Genomic DNA, 14,724 nt, shown 5'->3' on the forward strand with positions numbered 1-14,724 from the left:
CGGGGTGCTCGCATGAGCGTCTCCTTGGCGACCGGCCGCCCGACGGTGAGCTTCGAGCTCATGCCGCCGCGCAACCCGTCGGCCGCGCCGAAGTTCTGGGGCGTGGCCGAGCGGCTCGTCGCCGCGCGTCCCGACTTCATCTCGGTGACCTACGGCGCCGCGGGGAACGACCGGCACACGGCACGCGAGGTCGTCGCGCGCCTGCTGCGCGAGACGCCCGTCCTCCCGATCGCGCACCTGACGTGCGTGGGCGCGGCCCGGCACGACGTCGCCGAGATCATCGACGACTTCCTGTCCGACGGCGTCCGCTCGTTCCTCGCACTGCGCGGCGACCCGCCCGTGAACTACCCGGACTGGCAGCCCGACCCGGACGGCCTGACGTCGTCGGACGCCCTGGTGGCGCTGCTCCGCGAGGTGGAGGCCGAGCGCTGCGCCGCCCACCCCGGCAACGCGTTGCGCTCCGCCGCTCGGCCGCTGACGATCGCCGTCGCGACCTTCCCGGGCGGCAACCCGGCAGCGGGGACCACGCCCGGGCAGGAGGTCCAGCGCCTGCTCGAGAAGCAGCAGGCGGGCGCCGACTTCGCGATCACCCAGCTCTTCTACGAGGCCGAGACCTACGTGACGTTCGTCGACGCCGCCCGCGCGGCGGGCGTCACGATCCCGATCCTTGCCGGCCTCCTGCCCATGACCGAGCCCAGGCGCCTGCACCGCGTCGAGGAGCTCACGGGCGTCCCCGTGCCGCGGCACGTCCTGCCCGCGCTCGAGGCCGCCGACGACGACGCCTCCCGCCACGCCATCGGGATCGCGCACTCCGTCGAGGTCGCCCGGGCGGTCCTCGACGCCGGCGCGCCCGGCATCCACATCTACACGTTCAACAAGCACGAAGCTGCACTGGACCTGCTCGAGGGCGTCCACCTCGGCGGCGGCGCGACCGACGCGCCGGACCTGGCCAGAGGGCCGCGGGTCAGCGCATCCACCGAGAGAAACGGATGACTGACATGACTGACCTTCCCACCGCACCGCCGCTGCCCGGCGGCACGATCCTCGGCTACCCCCGGATCGGCCCGAACCGCGAGCTCAAGAGGGCCGTCGAGTCCTTCTGGGCCGGCCGCATCGACGCCGGCGAGCTCGAGTCGCAGGCCGCCGCGCTGCGCTCCCGCACGCGCGCCCGGCTCGCGGAGCTCGGCCTCGCCCGCGAGGGCGCCGCGATCCCCGAGACGTTCTCGTTCTACGACCAGGTGCTCGACGCCGCGGTGACCGTCGGCGCGCTGCCCCGCCGGTTCGACGGGCTCACCGGGCTCGAGGCGTACTTCGCTGCCGCCCGCGGCACCTCGGGCGACGCCGGCGAGCGCGCGCCGCTCGAGATGACCAAGTGGTTCGACACGAACTACCACTACCTGGTCCCCGAGATCGGCCCGGACACGACGTTCGCGCTCGACGCGTCGCGGCTCGTCGCCCAGCTGACCGAGGCCGCGGCGGAGGGCTACGAGACCCGGCCGGTCGTCGTCGGGCCCGTGACCTTCCTCCTCCTCGCCAAGCCCGCCGACGACGCACCCGCCGGGTTCTCCCCGCTGTCCCGCCTGGGCGACCTGCTCCCCGTGTACGCGGGGCTGCTGCGCGAGCTGCGCGAGGCCGGCGCGACCTGGGTCCAGCTCGACGAGTCGGGTCTCGTCGCGGACCACCTGACCGACACCAGCGACGTCAAGCCCGAGGCCGTCCGCGCCGCCGTGACCGAGGCGTACCGCGCACTCGCGACCGAGCTCGGCGCCACCGAGCGGCCGGCGATCCTGCTCCAAGCGTCCTACGGCAGCCTGGGTGCCGCCCTCCCCGTCGTCGCGGCGACGGACGTCGAGGCGGTCGCCCTCGACCTCGTCCGCGGCGCCCTGCCCACCGGACCCGTCGCGGGGCTCGAGTCGAAGACGCTCGTCGCGGGCGTCGTCGACGGCCGGAACATCTGGCGGGCCGACCTCGCCGCGAAGCTCGACCTGCTCGACCGGGCGCAGTCGCTCGGGGCGGCCGCCGTCGTCGTCGGGACCTCGACGTCGCTCCAGCACGTCCCGCACGACGTGACGACCGAGCACTGGGACGACGCGACGCTCGACGCGAACCTGCACGCGTGGCTCGCGTTCGCCGACCAGAAGGTCGCCGAGGTCGCGGTGCTCGCGACGGCGCTGACCGACGGTCGTGACGCCGTAGCGGACGAGGTCCGGGCGTCGTCGGACGCGGTCGCCACCCGCCGCGACGCCGCCGGCGTGCGCGTGGACGCCGTCCGGGCCCGCACCGCCGCCCTGTCCCGGCACGACTTCGAGCGCGGCGAGCACGACGCACGCGTGGCCGAGCAGGCCACCCGTCTGGCGCTCCCGCCCCTCCCGACGACGACGATCGGGTCGTTCCCCCAGACCGTCGACATCCGCAAGGCGCGCGCCGCGCACGCGAAGGGCGACCTCGCGACGGAGGCATACGAGCAGGCCATGCGCGACGAGATCGCGCGCGTCGTGGCGCTCCAGGAGGAGCTGGGGCTCGACGTCCTCGTGCACGGCGAGGCCGAGCGCAACGACATGGTCCAGTACTTCGCGGAGCTGCTCGACGGCTTCGCCGTGACGTCGAACGGCTGGGTCCAGTCGTACGGGTCGCGGTGCACCCGCCCGTCGATCCTGTGGGGCGACGTGTCGCGGCCCGAGCCCATGACGGTCCGCTGGACGACGTACGCGCAGTCGCTCACCGAGAAGCCGCTCAAGGGCATGCTCACGGGCCCGGTGACGATCATGGCCTGGTCGTTCGTCCGCGACGACGTGCCGCTCGCCGAGACCGCGAACCAGCTCGGCCTGGCCCTGCGCGACGAGATCGCCGACCTCGAGGCCGCGGGCATCGCCGTCGTGCAGGTGGACGAGCCCGCGCTGCGCGAGCTGCTCCCGCTGCGCAAGGCCGACCAGGAGACGTACCTCAACTGGTCGGTCGGGTCGTTCCGGCTCGCTACGGCCGGGGTGCGCGCGGACACGCAGATCCACACCCACCTGTGCTATTCGGAGTTCGGCGAGGTCATCGGCGCGATCGACCACCTCGACGCCGACGTCACGTCGATCGAGGCGGCGCGTTCGCGGATGGAGATCCTGCCCGAGCTGCGTGACGAGGGCTTCGGTCGCGGCGTCGGCCCGGGGGTCTACGACATCCACAGCCCGCGCGTCCCGTCGACCGAGGAGGTCGTCGAGCTGCTCGAGCTCGCGGTCAAGACCGTCGACCCGACGCTCCTGTGGGTCAACCCCGACTGCGGGCTCAAGACGCGCGGCTACGCCGAGGTGAACCCGTCGCTCGAGCACCTGGTCGCCGCGGCACGCGAGGTCCGCGCGACGCTCTGACGCCCACGACGGCGAAGGGCCGGGCACGCACGCAGCGTGCCCGGCCCTTCGTGTCGCGTCAGCGCTTGTTGAACGTCATCCCGATGAAGAACGGGGAGCACGCCACGAGCAGTCCCAGGCTGAAGACCCATGCGTTGCCGTTTCCGTCGTCGCCCCAGGAGGCGCCGGCTCCCATGAGGAACATCCCGACGACGAAGAGCACGAACAGCGGGGCGAAGCGCAGCCACGCGCCCGGGCGACGCTCGGTGCGGGTGACGGTGAACGGCTCGCGCGACGGAGCGGGGGGCTGCTGGGCGGTCATGGCTCCAAAATACCGCCCCCACGCCGTCCCGGTCGCCCGGCGTCCACATGTCACCGCCACCTGGGACCGTGGGCGCATGAGCCCGCCCGCCGCGCCCGAGCCGTTCTTCGTCGCCGACCGCGCCGCGTGGCGTGCGTGGCTCGTCGCCAACGAGAACACGCACGACGGCGTCTGGCTGGTCATGGCGAAGAAGGGCACCACCGTGCCGACGACGCTCACGTACGCGGAGGCCCTCGAGGAGGCCTTGTGCAGCGGGTGGATCGACGGACAGCGCCGGAGTCGCGACGACACCACGTTCCTCCAGCGCTTCACCCCGCGTCGTGCGCGGTCGATCTGGTCGAAGCGCAACGTCGAGACGATCGCCCGCCTCGAGGCCGAGGGCCGGCTCCGGGACCGCGGGCGGGCCGAGGTCGCGCGCGCTCAGGAGGACGGCCGGTGGGACCGCGCCTACGCCGGTCCGGCCACGGCGGAGGTCCCTGCCGAGCTCGCGGAGACGCTCGCCCAGGAGCCCGCGGCGCAGGCGGCGTTCGCGGCGCTCACCGGGTCGGACCGTTTCAGCGCGCTGTTCCCGATCCTCACGGCGGCCACCGACGCGACCCGGGCGCGCCGGATCGACGCGCTCGTCGCCCGGCTCCGAGAATGCACGGGATGAGCCGGACCCAGCGCCCTAGGCTGGCCCCGTGAGCGCCACGTTCCCGTACCGCGAGGTCGACGTCTTCACGCACGAGCCGCTGCTCGGCAACCCGGTCGCAGTGGTGCACGACGCCGTCGGCCTGGACGACGACCGGATGGCGGCGTTCGCGCGCTGGACGAACCTGTCGGAGACCACGTTCCTCCTGCCCCCGACGCCCGAGGGCGCGGCGGCGGGCGCGGACTACCGGCTGCGGATCTTCACGCCGGGCGGCGAGCTGCCGTTCGCGGGCCACCCGACGCTCGGCTCGTGCCACGCCTGGCTGGAGGCGGGCGGGGTCCCGCAGCGGGACGGCGTCGTCGTGCAGGAGTGCGGGGTCGGTCTGGTGACGTTGCGGCGCACCGGCGACGAGCTCGCCTTCGCGGCCCCCGACCTCATCGCCGACGAGCCGCTCGAGCCCGCCACCCTCGACGCGTTCGTGACAGCCCTCGGTATCCCGGCGGACGCCGTCGTCGACCACCGCCTCCTCGACAACGGCCCCGGCTGGCGGGTGCTGCTGCTCGACTCGGCCGAGCGTGTCCTCTCCCTCGCCCCGGACTGGTCGGGGGTGGACGTGGCACGCCACCGTGCCATCGGCGTCGTCGGGCCGACGGGCGCGGACGCCCCGGACGAGCCCGCGTTCGAGGTCCGCGGCTTCGTGCCCGGGATCTCGGTGCCCGAGGACCCGGTGACGGGGAGCCTCAACGCCGTGATCGGCCAGTGGCTCACGTCGACCGGTCGCGCACCCGACCGCTACGTCGCGCGGCAGGGCACGGCGCTCGGCCGCGACGGCCGCGTGCACGTGTCCCGCGACGTCGACGGCGCGGTGTGGATCGGCGGCGGGACCGTGACCTGCGTGAACGGGATCGTCACCCTCTAGCGGCCACACTCCTCGACGATCCGCGCGAGCGTCTCGGAGCCCCCGGGCGCGGGCACGACGCGCAGCGGATTCGAGGTGGTGCGGCCGTCTGGCTCCACGACGTCGTGGTCGAGCACCCCGAACGCGTTGGCCGGCGCGAAGCGCAGCTCGACGCGGCCCATGGGCGAGTCGGCGAACCAGCGCCCGCCCTCCTGGACGACGCCCGCCGCGAGCCCCGCGGCCCAGGCGGGCAGGTTCACGGGGTCCGCCGCGTAGGCGTAGACCTCCTCCGCCGGGCGCGCCACGAGCACGCCGACGTACCGCGACTCGTGGTCGGCGGCCGCGGCGTGCGGCTCCGCCGTCACTCCAGGTAGCCCTCGACGACGCTGCCCGGGCGCACCTGGGCGTCGTCCGGGTTGCGGCCCGCGTCGCGGAGGGCGTCGCGCTGCCGCAGGAGGTCCCAGCACTGGTCGAGCTGGGTCTCGACGGCGCGGAGGCGAGCGTGCTCGTCGGACTCGCTGACCTCGCGGTCCGCGAGCTGCGCGCGCAGCGTCTTCTCCTCCTCGACGAGCGAGCTGATGGTGCGGTGGATGTCGCGGTCGTCGGCCATGGCCCCACGCTAGTTCTCCCGCGCGTCCGCGGCGCGGGGGCTGACCCGAACCTCTTGCCAACCTCTCTTTGCAGAACTATCTTTGCAACATGTCCTCTGCACTCGGCGGCCCGTTCTACCGGCTCTGGAGCGCGTCGCTCGCCTCCAACCTCGCCGACGGCCTGCTGGCGGCCGCGGCACCTCTCCTGGCGCTGCGCCTCACCGACGACCCGTTCGCCGTCTCGGCGATCACCGCCGCGAGCTTCCTGCCGTGGCTGCTGTTCGCCATCGCGTCCGGCGGACTCGTCGACCGCCACGACCGCCGCCGCGTCATGGGCACCGCGAACACCGTCCGGTTCCTCGTCGCCGCGAGCGTCGGGACGCTCGTCGCGACCCACCACCTCCCCCTGTGGGCGCTCGTCGCCGCCGTCTTCGCCCTCGGCAGCATGGAGACCGCCTTCGACGGCGGCGCCCAGGCCCTCGTCCCCGCCGTCGCCCCGCCGTCGCACCGGGACGCCGCGAACAGCCGGTTCCAGGCCGGCGAGATGGTCATGCAGGGCTTCGTCGCGGTGCCCATCGGCGCCGCACTCTTCGCCCTCTCCGAGCCGCTGCCGTTCGCGCTGTCCGCGCTCACGTTCGCGGGCTCCGCGGCGCTCGCGCTCACGCTCCCCTCGGCCGCCGCCCGCGCTCGCGCCGCGGACCGCCCGACGACGGCCCCCACCTCCGCGCCCGACGCCCCGACACCGGTCCCCCGGCAGGGGTTCGTCCACGAGCTCGTCGAAGGCGCACGGTTCCTCTGGCACCACGCCACCCTGCGACCCCTGTGGATCTTCTCGACGCTCAGCGCGACCGCACTCACCTTCGGCCAGGGGGCACTGATCGTCTACGTCGTCGACGGGCTGGGCATCCCCCAGGGCGCGGTCGGGGCGTTCACCGCGCTCGCCGCGGTCGGCGGGCTCGTCGGTGCGGCGATCGTCGGGCCCGTGCGCCGGCGCTTCGGCCGGGCCACCTCGATGGTCGGGAGCGAGCTGTTCACCGGCCCGGCCCTGATCCTCCTCGGCCTCGTCCCTGCCGGCCTCGGTGGCCGGGTCGTCGGATGCGTCGCCTTCGCGCTCGCGGCGATGTTCGTCATGATCTGGAACACCAACGCCATGACGGTCCGGCAGTCTCTCATCCCGGCCGAGCTGCTCGGCCGCGTGAACGGCACGTGGAGGACCGTGGGATGGGGGCTCACGCCGGTCGCCACCCTTCTCGGAGGACTCGTCGCGCGAGCCGGGCTGCGTCTGCCCCTCCTGATCGGCGGCGCCCTCTCGGTCGCCGTCGTGCTCGTGATGGGTGCCCGCGTGCACCGCGCGCTCACGGCAGCGGAGAGCACCGTGTCCGGGGACGCCGGCTCCGAGGGCACCCCGGCCGAGCCCGTCGGCCCGGCGGCCGAGGCGGTGGCGGTCAGTACGCTCGACGTATGAGCACCTCGCCCGACGTCGACGCCGCCGGTACGGACGCACGCACCCCGGCCGACCCGGGGTCCGACATCCGCGACCATACCCGCGACCTGGACCTGGCCACCCTCAAGGCGCTCTCGCACCCGCTCCGCGTCAGGCTCTGGGACCTCCTCGTGTCGTCCGGCCCGGCCACGTCGACCACGCTCGCCCGCCGGACCGGCGAGTCCACCGGCTCCACGAGCTACCACCTGCGGCAGCTCGCCTCGCACGGCCTCGTCGAGGAGGTGCCCGAGCGCGGGACCGGGCGCGAGCGGTGGTGGCAGGCGGCACCGGGAGCGCTCCGGGTGCGCGGCAGCGGCGCGGAGTACGACACGCCGTCGGGCGGGGAGGTCATCAGGGCCTTCGGGTCGCAGTGGGCGAGCCTGCGAGCCGACAGCCTCCAGCGCTTCCACGAGCGGGTGATCGACCGCGTCGAGCCCGAGGACTGGGTCGACGCCTCCGTGGACGCGACCTCGTTCGCGTACCTGACGCTCGAGGAGCTCGACGCCCTGTCCTCCGAGCTCGGGACCGTCCTCGAGAAGTACGCCGGAGCCGCAAGGAGCCGCGACAGCCGCCCCAGCGACGAGCACCGCCGCGTCGAGGTCCAGGTCCTGGCGTTCCCGACCATCGACCCGGCCGTCGAGGGCTTCGCCGCCGATGCCTGACGTGCGCACGCTCGGCCCGCGCGACGACGCGGTGGCCGCCGTCGGGCACGTGCCCGCGCGCATCGCGGTCGCGGGGGTCTCGGGGTCCGGCAAGACGACCCTCGCCCAGCGGATCGCCGACCGCCTCGGCCTTCCCCACACCGAGATCGACGGCCTCTTCCACGGGCCTGGTTGGACTCCGCGCGAGTCCTTCGTGGACGACGTACGCGCCTTCCTCGCACAGCCCGCCTGGGTCACGGAGTGGCAGTACCGGGAGGTCCGGCCGCTGATCCTCGAGCGCGCCGAGCTGCTCGTGTGGCTCGACCTGCCGACGCCCGTCGTCATGCGGCAGGTGGTCCGGCGCACCGTCCGGCGACGTCGGCGCCGGACCGTCCTCTGGAACGGCAACCAGGAGCCGCCGCTCCGGACCTTCTTCACCGACGACGAGCACATCGTCCGGTGGGCGTGGTCGAGCCGGAACAGCCTCCGCGGGCTCGACGAACGCCTCGCCGGCGAAGCGCCGCACCTCGTCGTCGTCCGCCTGCGCAGCCGTGCCCAGGTCGAGGACTGGTTCCAGCGCCTGCCGCGCACCATCTAGTTGCCCTTGCGCAATAAGGCGCCTATAGTTGCACGACGCAAGCATCCCCAGGGCCGGGCGACGTGCCCGGGCGACCTCCGGCGCACCGACGCCGCGGCCGATCCTCGACCGCTTCGCGACCCCCGTGGGCGCGACCGCGGGTCCCGCCCCGGAGGAGCCTCCCCATGGCCCAGGCACCCACATCGCCACGCCACACGCCCGACGCCGACCAGCCGATGAGCCACAAGCAGATCCTGGAGGTCCTCAGCGGGCTCCTCCTCGGCCTGTTCGTCGCGATCCTGTCGTCGACCGTCGTGTCCAACGCGCTGCCGACGATCATCTCCGACCTGCACGCGAGCGAGACCGCCTACACCTGGGTGATCACCGCGACGCTCCTGGCGATGACCGTCTCGACCCCCGTCTGGGGCAAGCTCTCCGACCTGGTCAGCAAGAAGCTGCTCGTCCAGCTCGGGCTCGTGATCTACGTGCTGGGCTCCTGCCTGGCGGGGCTGTCCCACAACGCGGGGACCCTGATCACCGCCCGTGCCATCCAGGGCATCGGTGCGGGCGGCATGACCGCCCTCGTGCAGACGATCATCGCGACGATGATCCCGCCCCGTGAACGCGGCCGGTACTCGGGCTACATGGGCGGCGTCTTCGCCCTCGGCACCATCGCCGGGCCCCTCATCGGCGGTGCGATCGTCGACACCTCCTGGCTCGGCTGGCGCTGGTGCTTCTACGTCGGGGTTCCCTTCGCCGTCGCCGCCCTCGTCGTCCTGCAGCGCACGCTCCACCTCCCGACCACCAAGCGCGCCGTCAAGATCGACTGGACGGGTGCCACCCTCGTCACCGCGGCGGTGTCCCTGCTCCTGATCTGGATCTCGTTCGCCGGCGACAAGTACGACTGGCTGTCCTGGCAGACGGCCGTCATGGTCGGCGGCGCCGTCGTCCTGGCTATCGCGTTCGTGGTCGCCGAGCGACGGACCGCCGAGCCCATCGTGCCGCTCCACCTCTTCGCGAACCGCAGCATCGCGCTCGCCGTCGTCGCGTCGCTGCTCGTCGGCGTCGCCATGTACTCGGGCACGACGTTCCTCAGCCAGTTCTTCCAGCTCGCACGTGGCGACTCGCCCACCACGGCCGGCCTGCTGACTCTCCCCATGATCGTCGGGCTCGCTGCCATCTCGCTGCTGTCCGGGCAGTTCATCACGCGCACCGGCCGGTGGAAGGGCGTCCTCGTCCTCGGCGTCTCGCTCACGGTCGTCGGGCTCGTCCTCATGGGCACCGCACGCGCCGGGACCAGCTACGCCCTGCTCGCGCTGTACATGTTCCTCATCGGCGCCGGGCTGGGCATGAGCATGCAGAACCTCGTGCTGTCCGTCCAGAACCAGGTCGCGCGCAGCGAGCTCGGGTCGGCGAGCGCGCTCGTCGCGTTCATGCGCACGCTCGGCGGCGCCGTCGGCGTGTCCGCGCTCGGCGCGCTGCTCGCCACCAGGGTCGTGGACTACGTCACCGAGGGGCTCACCAAGGCGGGCGTCCCCGCCGGGTCCCTGTCCTCGGGCACGGTGCCGAAGGTGTCGACGCTCCCCGAGCCGGTGCGCGGGATCGTGGAGAGCGCCTACGGCCACGCGGTCGCCGACGTCTTCCTCTGGGCCGCGCCGTTCGTCTTCCTGGCGCTCGTCGCGATCCTCTTCGTCAAGGAGGTCCCGCTCCGCACCACCCACGACACCGCCGCGGTGTCGCCCGTCGACGAGCTGGCGGCCGACGCGGGCGTGGTCCTGCTGGAGGAGGAGCTGGGCGGCGGCGCGGGCCACTCCGACGAGCAGCCGGCCGCGCAGTCCGCGCCCGTGCGCGGTTGACGGTGCCGGTGGGGGCCGCCGCTGCGGGTATCGACGCCGTCGAGCGGGAGCTCGCGATGCTCGTCCGCCGCACCCGGTCGGCCTCGCGGCGGCTGGCGGAGGAGCTCCACCGCGACGTCGACCCCACCGCGTACAGCCTGCTCGTCCGCCTCTCCGAGGCCGGAGAGAGCCGCCCGAGCGACCTCGCGGAGCACTTCGGTGTGGGGAAGCCGACCGTCGGGCGCCAGCTGGCGTGCCTCGAAGAGCGGGCGCTCGTCGCGCGGCGACCCGACCCCGACGACGGGCGCGCCCACATCATGGCCCTCACCGCTCAACGGGAGAGCTGGGTCGCGAGACAGCGTGAACGCCGTCAGGCGGCGCTCTGCGAGAGCTTCGCCGCGTGGTCGGACGACGAGCTCGCCGACCTCGCGCGCACGCTCGCGCGACTGAACGACGCCCTCCGCTGAGACCCCGCAGACAGCGAGGCGGCTATCCGAACCGCGTGATCATCGCCTCGACGATCGGGACGTCTCCGTCCAGCCACGGGACGTCGAGCCACGCTCCGCGCGGAAGCCAGCGCAGCTCGTCGTGGACCTCGATCGGGGCCGGCTCGCCCGTCACCACGCGCGCGAGCCAGAGCCGCATCACATGCCGGGGTGTGATGGGCCAGGCGCCGTCGTCGGGCGCCGTGAACTCCGGTCCGAGCTCGACCGCCACCCCGAGCTCCTCGGCGAGCTCCCGGTGCAACGCTGCGACCGGGTCCTCGCCGTCGTCGACCTTCCCGCCAGGGAACTCCCACCGGCCCGCGAGCTCCGCCGGCCACGTCCGACGACCCGCGAGCAGCACGCCCGGGGCGGCGACGTCGTCGACGATCGCTGCGGCCACGACCAGGCGGCGGGATTCCATGACGGAAGTGTCCCACCCGGAACGGTCCGCCTCGGGACCTGCGGCCCGTCGTGCACCCGCGACGTTGCGGGCGCCCGACGGCCGGGCGGAGTCGGTCAGCGCAGGCCGGCGCGGCGGGCGTACTCGAGCGCCTCGGCCCGGGTCGAGACCCCGAGCTTGCGGTACAGCGAACGCACCTGCGACTTGACGGTGTTGCGCGTCACGAAGAGCTGGGTCGCGATCTGCTCGAGCGTCACGTCCTCCGAGAGGTGAGACAGCACGACGCGCTCGCGGCGCGTCAGCGTGCTCGCGAGGTCGGCGTCGGGTCGAGTCATCTCCATGATGCTCATCTGATCCTCCAGGTGTTTCTCCGGTCCTCGGGGGGCTTCCGGGACCGAACGGTGTTGGTACATGGAGAGACGGAGGACACGCGGGTTCATGACGCGAGTTCGCGAGTTTTCTTTTCGAGCGGTCTGTCGCGGTGCTCACCGGTCCTGCGTGGAGGTCCGCAGCGCCAGTCTCGGCTGCAGGACGCCGGCCCGCAACCGCGCGAGGTCACGGTTCGGTGGCGGCCTGTCGCACCCTGCGCGGCCACCGTCGCCGTGCGAGGAGTGCGGCCTCGTGCCTGTAATCGAGGCATGTCGACCAGGAGCACACCGCAGAACCGTGGAACCGCCGTCGTGACGGGGGCGAGCGGCGGCATCGGACGGGCCACCGCCGTCGAGCTCGCCGCGCGGGGAGGCACCGTGGCACTGCTCGCGCGAGGCCGGGTCGGACTGGAAGCCGCCGCCCGGGACGTCGAAGCGGCGGGCGGCACACCGCTCGTGATCGAGGTCGACGTGTCCGACGCCGACGCGGTCGAGGCGGCCGCGCAGCGCGTGGAGGACGAGGCCGGGCCCATCGAGACGTGGGTCAACGTCGCGTTCACCTCGGTGTTCGCCCCGGCGCACGACATCGCCCCCGACGAGTTCCGGCGCGTCACCGAGGTGAGCTACCTCGGCTACGTGTACGGGACCCTGGCCGCGCTCAAGCGGATGCGCCCGCGTAACCGCGGCGTCGTCGTGCAGGTGGGGTCCGCGCTCGCCTACCGCGGCATCCCGCTACAGAGCGCGTACTGCGGTTCGAAGCACGCGATCCAGGGCTTCACCGAGTCCGTGCGCTGCGAGCTCCTGCACGAGAAGTCCGGGGTGCGGATCACGATGGTCCAGATGCCCGCGGTGAACACGCCCCAGTTCTCGTGGGTCCTGTCCCGGCTGCCCCGGCAGGCGCAGCCCGTCCCCCCGATCTACCAGCCGGAGGTCGCCGCCCGCGGCGTCGTCTGGGCGGTCGACCACCCCCAGCGCCGCGAGTGGTGGATCGGCGCGAGCACGGCCGGCACCATCGGCCTCAACGCCGTCGTCCCCGGCGTCCTCGACCGGTACCTCGCCCGGACGGGCTTCGACTCCCAGCAGACGGCGGACCCCCGCCCGCCCGACCAGCCCGCCAACCTGTGGTCGCCCGCCGACGGCCCGGACGGGCGCGACTTCGGAGCGCACGGCATCTTCGACGCGCGCGCCCACAGCCACAGCCTGCAGGCGTGGGCGACCCGGCACCGGCGTGCGCTGCTCGTCGGCGCGGGTGCGGTCGGCGCTGCGGTCGCCGCCGCGGGCGCGTCGGCACGACGGTGAACGCGGCCGCCGCGCCCACGCCCCCTCGCGCGTGGGACGACTACGGACCGCACGCCCAGCGCGACTACGCCTTCCTCGGCGACGGGTACCGAGGCGCTCTCGTGGGGCCACGCGGCGACATCGCATGGCTCTGCGCGCCGTCGTGGGAGGACGACGCCGTCCTCGCAGCACTGGTGGGCGGCGAGGGGGTCTACGCCGTGACGCCGCTCGTCCCCTACGTCGCGGGCGGCTCCTACGAGCCCGGGACGCTCGTCTGGCGCGGGCGGTGGACGAGCCCCACGACCGTCGTGGAGGGCCAGGACGTCCTCGTGGAGCCCGCGGACCGTCACGTCGCGCGGCTCCTGAGGACCGTCGAGGCCGGCGACGAGGACGTCCCGGTGCGGGTCGTGCTCGACCTGCGCGCCGAGTTCGGGCACGTCCGCGCCCGCGAGGTCCGGCGCGCCGAGCCCTCCGTCGAGGGTCGGGGCGACAGCGCCTGGGGCCCGGTCTGGACGGGCCGCGTCGGCGCGCTCTGGTTCCGCTGGTGGGGCGCGGGAGACGCGGTCCGCCCGCGCGGCGGGGCGTGGCAGGGGGCGCTCGTCGTCGAGACGGTGATCCCGGCCGGTGGGCGGCGCGACCTCCTGCTCGAGGTGTCGGACCGCCCCTTCCGCGACGTCGAACCGTGGGGCGACCACGAACCACCTCCGCCCCGCGAGCTGTGGGAGACGACGATGCGCTGGTGGACCGACGCCGTCCCGCCGCTCGACGGCACCGTCAGCCCGCGCGACGCACGGCAGTCGTACGCCGTCCTGCGCGGCCTCACCCGTCCCGGCGGGGGGATGGTGGCGGCCGCGACGCTGGGTCTGCCCGAGCGCGCGGAGGGCGGACGCAACTACGACTACCGGTACGTGTGGCTGCGCGACCAGGCGTACGCGGGGCACGCCGCGGCCGTCGACGAACCCCACCAGCTGCTCGACGACTCCGTCGCGTTCGCCGTCGCCCGGATCCTCGAGCACGGCCCCCGGATCTCGCCCGCCTACACGGTCGACGGCGCGCCCCTGCCCGGCGAGCGGCGCCTCCAGCTCGTCGGCTACCCCGGCGGCGCCGACGTCGTCGGGAACCACGTGGTGGACCAGTTCCAGCTCGACACGGTCGGCGAGCTGCTCCAGCTCCTCGCCCGCGCCGCGGCGCTCGACCGCCTCGACGACGACGGGCGACGCGCGCTCGACCTGCTGTGCGACGTCGCGCAGGACCGCTGGGACGAGCCCGAGGCGGGAATCTGGGAGCTCGACGACGACTGGTGGACCCAGTCGCGCCTGGCGGTCGTCGCGGGCATCCGCGCCGCGGCCGCGGTGAGCGACCGGCGTCGGGCGGGCGAGCTCGCGACGCTCGCGGACACCGTGCTCGCCCGGACCTCCGCCCGCTGCCTGCGCGACGACGGCGCCTGGGCCCGGCGCCCCGGCGACCCCGGCACGGACGCGAGCCTCGTCCTGCCGCCCGTGCGCGGTGCGCTGCCCGCCGAGGACCCCCGGACCCAGGCGACGCTCCGTGCGGTCACGCACGAGCTCGCCCAGGACGGCTTCGTCTACCGCTTCGCGGCGGACGGACGTCCGCTCGGCGAGGCCGAGGGCGCGTTCCTGCTCTGCGGGTTCACGACGTCCCTCGCCCACTGGTACGCCGGCGACCGGACCGAGGCGTTCCGCTGGTTCGAGCGGACCGCGGCGTCGTGCGGGACGGCGGGGCTCTTCGCGGAGGAGTTCGACGTCGCGCAGCGCCAGCTCCGCGGCAACCTGCCGCAGGGGTTCGTGCACGCGACGCTGCTGGAGGCGGCACAACGGCTCGCGGCACCCAGCGGCGCGGGCCACCCGTAGGCTCGAGCCC

General features: G+C 74.0%; 16 protein-coding genes. 11 read left to right on the forward strand and 5 right to left on the reverse strand.

What is annotated here, in order from left to right; translation table 11 throughout:
• Positions 1-12: 12 nt before the first annotated feature.
• Together KDY119_RS18295 and metE are read left to right on the forward strand one after the other, a co-directional pair.
• Positions 13-993 carry a methylenetetrahydrofolate reductase gene (locus KDY119_RS18295; RefSeq protein WP_051137016.1) on the forward strand — a complete coding sequence of 327 codons (981 nt, stop codon included), beginning with the start codon at positions 13-15 and terminating at the stop codon, positions 991-993.
• The gene (gene metE / locus KDY119_RS18300; protein WP_153022630.1) at positions 990-3,356 is read left to right on the forward strand and encodes a 5-methyltetrahydropteroyltriglutamate--homocysteine S-methyltransferase; all 2,367 of its coding nucleotides are present in this window, start codon (positions 990-992) and stop codon (positions 3,354-3,356) included. The genes KDY119_RS18295 and metE overlap by 4 nt, the downstream gene beginning before the upstream one ends.
• Positions 3,357-3,414: 58 nt before the next feature.
• Here the strand turns inward: metE and KDY119_RS18305 are convergent, their stop codons facing one another.
• Complete coding sequence (locus KDY119_RS18305; RefSeq protein ID WP_036955447.1) at positions 3,415-3,657, reverse strand: hypothetical protein; 243 nt, start codon at positions 3,655-3,657, stop codon at positions 3,415-3,417.
• A 76-nt stretch (positions 3,658-3,733) separates the two neighbouring features.
• On the opposite strand from KDY119_RS18305, the gene KDY119_RS18310 reads away from it, so the two are divergent.
• Positions 3,734-4,309 carry a YdeI/OmpD-associated family protein gene (locus tag KDY119_RS18310; RefSeq protein WP_036955444.1) on the forward strand — a complete coding sequence of 192 codons (576 nt, stop codon included), beginning with the start codon at positions 3,734-3,736 and terminating at the stop codon, positions 4,307-4,309.
• A gap of 28 nt (positions 4,310-4,337) precedes the next feature.
• Positions 4,338-5,207 carry a PhzF family phenazine biosynthesis protein gene (locus tag KDY119_RS18315; RefSeq protein ID WP_153022631.1) on the forward strand — a complete coding sequence of 290 codons (870 nt, stop codon included), beginning with the start codon at positions 4,338-4,340 and terminating at the stop codon, positions 5,205-5,207.
• Here KDY119_RS18315 and KDY119_RS18320 read toward each other — a convergent pair.
• Both KDY119_RS18320 and KDY119_RS18325 read right to left on the reverse strand, forming a co-directional pair.
• A complete protein-coding gene (locus tag KDY119_RS18320; RefSeq protein WP_051137015.1) occupies positions 5,204-5,551 on the reverse strand; it encodes an SRPBCC family protein in 348 nt (115 codons plus the stop codon). The two genes, KDY119_RS18315 and KDY119_RS18320, sit on opposite strands and share 4 nt — an antisense overlap.
• Positions 5,548-5,796, reverse strand: coding sequence for a DUF2630 family protein (locus KDY119_RS18325; protein ID WP_036955439.1), 249 nt, complete (start codon positions 5,794-5,796; stop codon positions 5,548-5,550). The genes KDY119_RS18320 and KDY119_RS18325 overlap by 4 nt, the downstream gene beginning before the upstream one ends.
• An 89-nt stretch (positions 5,797-5,885) precedes the next feature.
• Here KDY119_RS18325 and KDY119_RS18330 point away from each other — a divergent pair, with 89 nt between their 5' ends.
• The 5 genes from KDY119_RS18330 (at position 5,886) to KDY119_RS18350 (ending at position 10,779) form a co-directional block, all read left to right on the forward strand.
• Positions 5,886-7,241 (forward strand): MFS transporter, encoded by a 1,356-nt coding sequence (locus KDY119_RS18330; RefSeq protein ID WP_051137014.1) that lies wholly within the window; start codon positions 5,886-5,888, stop codon positions 7,239-7,241.
• Positions 7,238-7,921 carry an ArsR/SmtB family transcription factor gene (locus KDY119_RS18335; protein WP_051137013.1) on the forward strand — a complete coding sequence of 228 codons (684 nt, stop codon included), beginning with the start codon at positions 7,238-7,240 and terminating at the stop codon, positions 7,919-7,921. Before KDY119_RS18330 ends, KDY119_RS18335 begins: the two co-directional genes overlap by 4 nt.
• Positions 7,914-8,498: a P-loop NTPase family protein gene (locus KDY119_RS18340; protein WP_051137012.1), complete on the forward strand. Its 585-nt coding sequence runs from the start codon at positions 7,914-7,916 to the stop codon at positions 8,496-8,498. The genes KDY119_RS18335 and KDY119_RS18340 overlap by 8 nt, the downstream gene beginning before the upstream one ends.
• Positions 8,499-8,662: 164 nt before the next feature.
• Positions 8,663-10,333: an MDR family MFS transporter gene (locus tag KDY119_RS18345; protein WP_227994433.1), complete on the forward strand. Its 1,671-nt coding sequence runs from the start codon at positions 8,663-8,665 to the stop codon at positions 10,331-10,333.
• Positions 10,334-10,341: 8 nt separating this feature from the next.
• Positions 10,342-10,779: a MarR family winged helix-turn-helix transcriptional regulator gene (locus KDY119_RS18350; protein ID WP_036955816.1), complete on the forward strand. Its 438-nt coding sequence runs from the start codon at positions 10,342-10,344 to the stop codon at positions 10,777-10,779.
• A 22-nt stretch (positions 10,780-10,801) separates the two neighbouring features.
• Here the strand turns inward: KDY119_RS18350 and KDY119_RS18355 are convergent, their stop codons facing one another.
• Both KDY119_RS18355 and KDY119_RS18360 read right to left on the reverse strand, forming a co-directional pair.
• Positions 10,802-11,218, reverse strand: coding sequence for an NUDIX domain-containing protein (locus KDY119_RS18355; protein WP_036955438.1), 417 nt, complete (start codon positions 11,216-11,218; stop codon positions 10,802-10,804).
• Between the two features lie 95 nt (positions 11,219-11,313).
• Positions 11,314-11,532, reverse strand: a complete 219-nt coding sequence (locus KDY119_RS18360) for a LuxR C-terminal-related transcriptional regulator (protein ID WP_227994434.1) — start codon at positions 11,530-11,532, stop codon at positions 11,314-11,316.
• Positions 11,533-11,835: 303 nt separating this feature from the next.
• Between KDY119_RS18360 and KDY119_RS18365 the strand changes: the two genes are divergently transcribed.
• Together KDY119_RS18365 and KDY119_RS18370 are read left to right on the forward strand one after the other, a co-directional pair.
• Positions 11,836-12,864, forward strand: a complete 1,029-nt coding sequence (locus tag KDY119_RS18365; protein WP_153022632.1) for an SDR family oxidoreductase — start codon at positions 11,836-11,838, stop codon at positions 12,862-12,864.
• Entirely contained in the window at positions 12,861-14,714 is a 1,854-nt protein-coding gene (locus tag KDY119_RS18370) for a glycoside hydrolase family 15 protein (protein ID WP_153022633.1), read from the forward strand. The genes KDY119_RS18365 and KDY119_RS18370 overlap by 4 nt, the downstream gene beginning before the upstream one ends.
• The last annotated feature ends 10 nt before the right edge of the window (positions 14,715-14,724 follow it).

Source organism: Luteimicrobium xylanilyticum (genome assembly GCF_009429125.1).
GTDB classification, from domain to species: domain Bacteria; phylum Actinomycetota; class Actinomycetes; order Actinomycetales; family Cellulomonadaceae; genus Luteimicrobium; species Luteimicrobium xylanilyticum.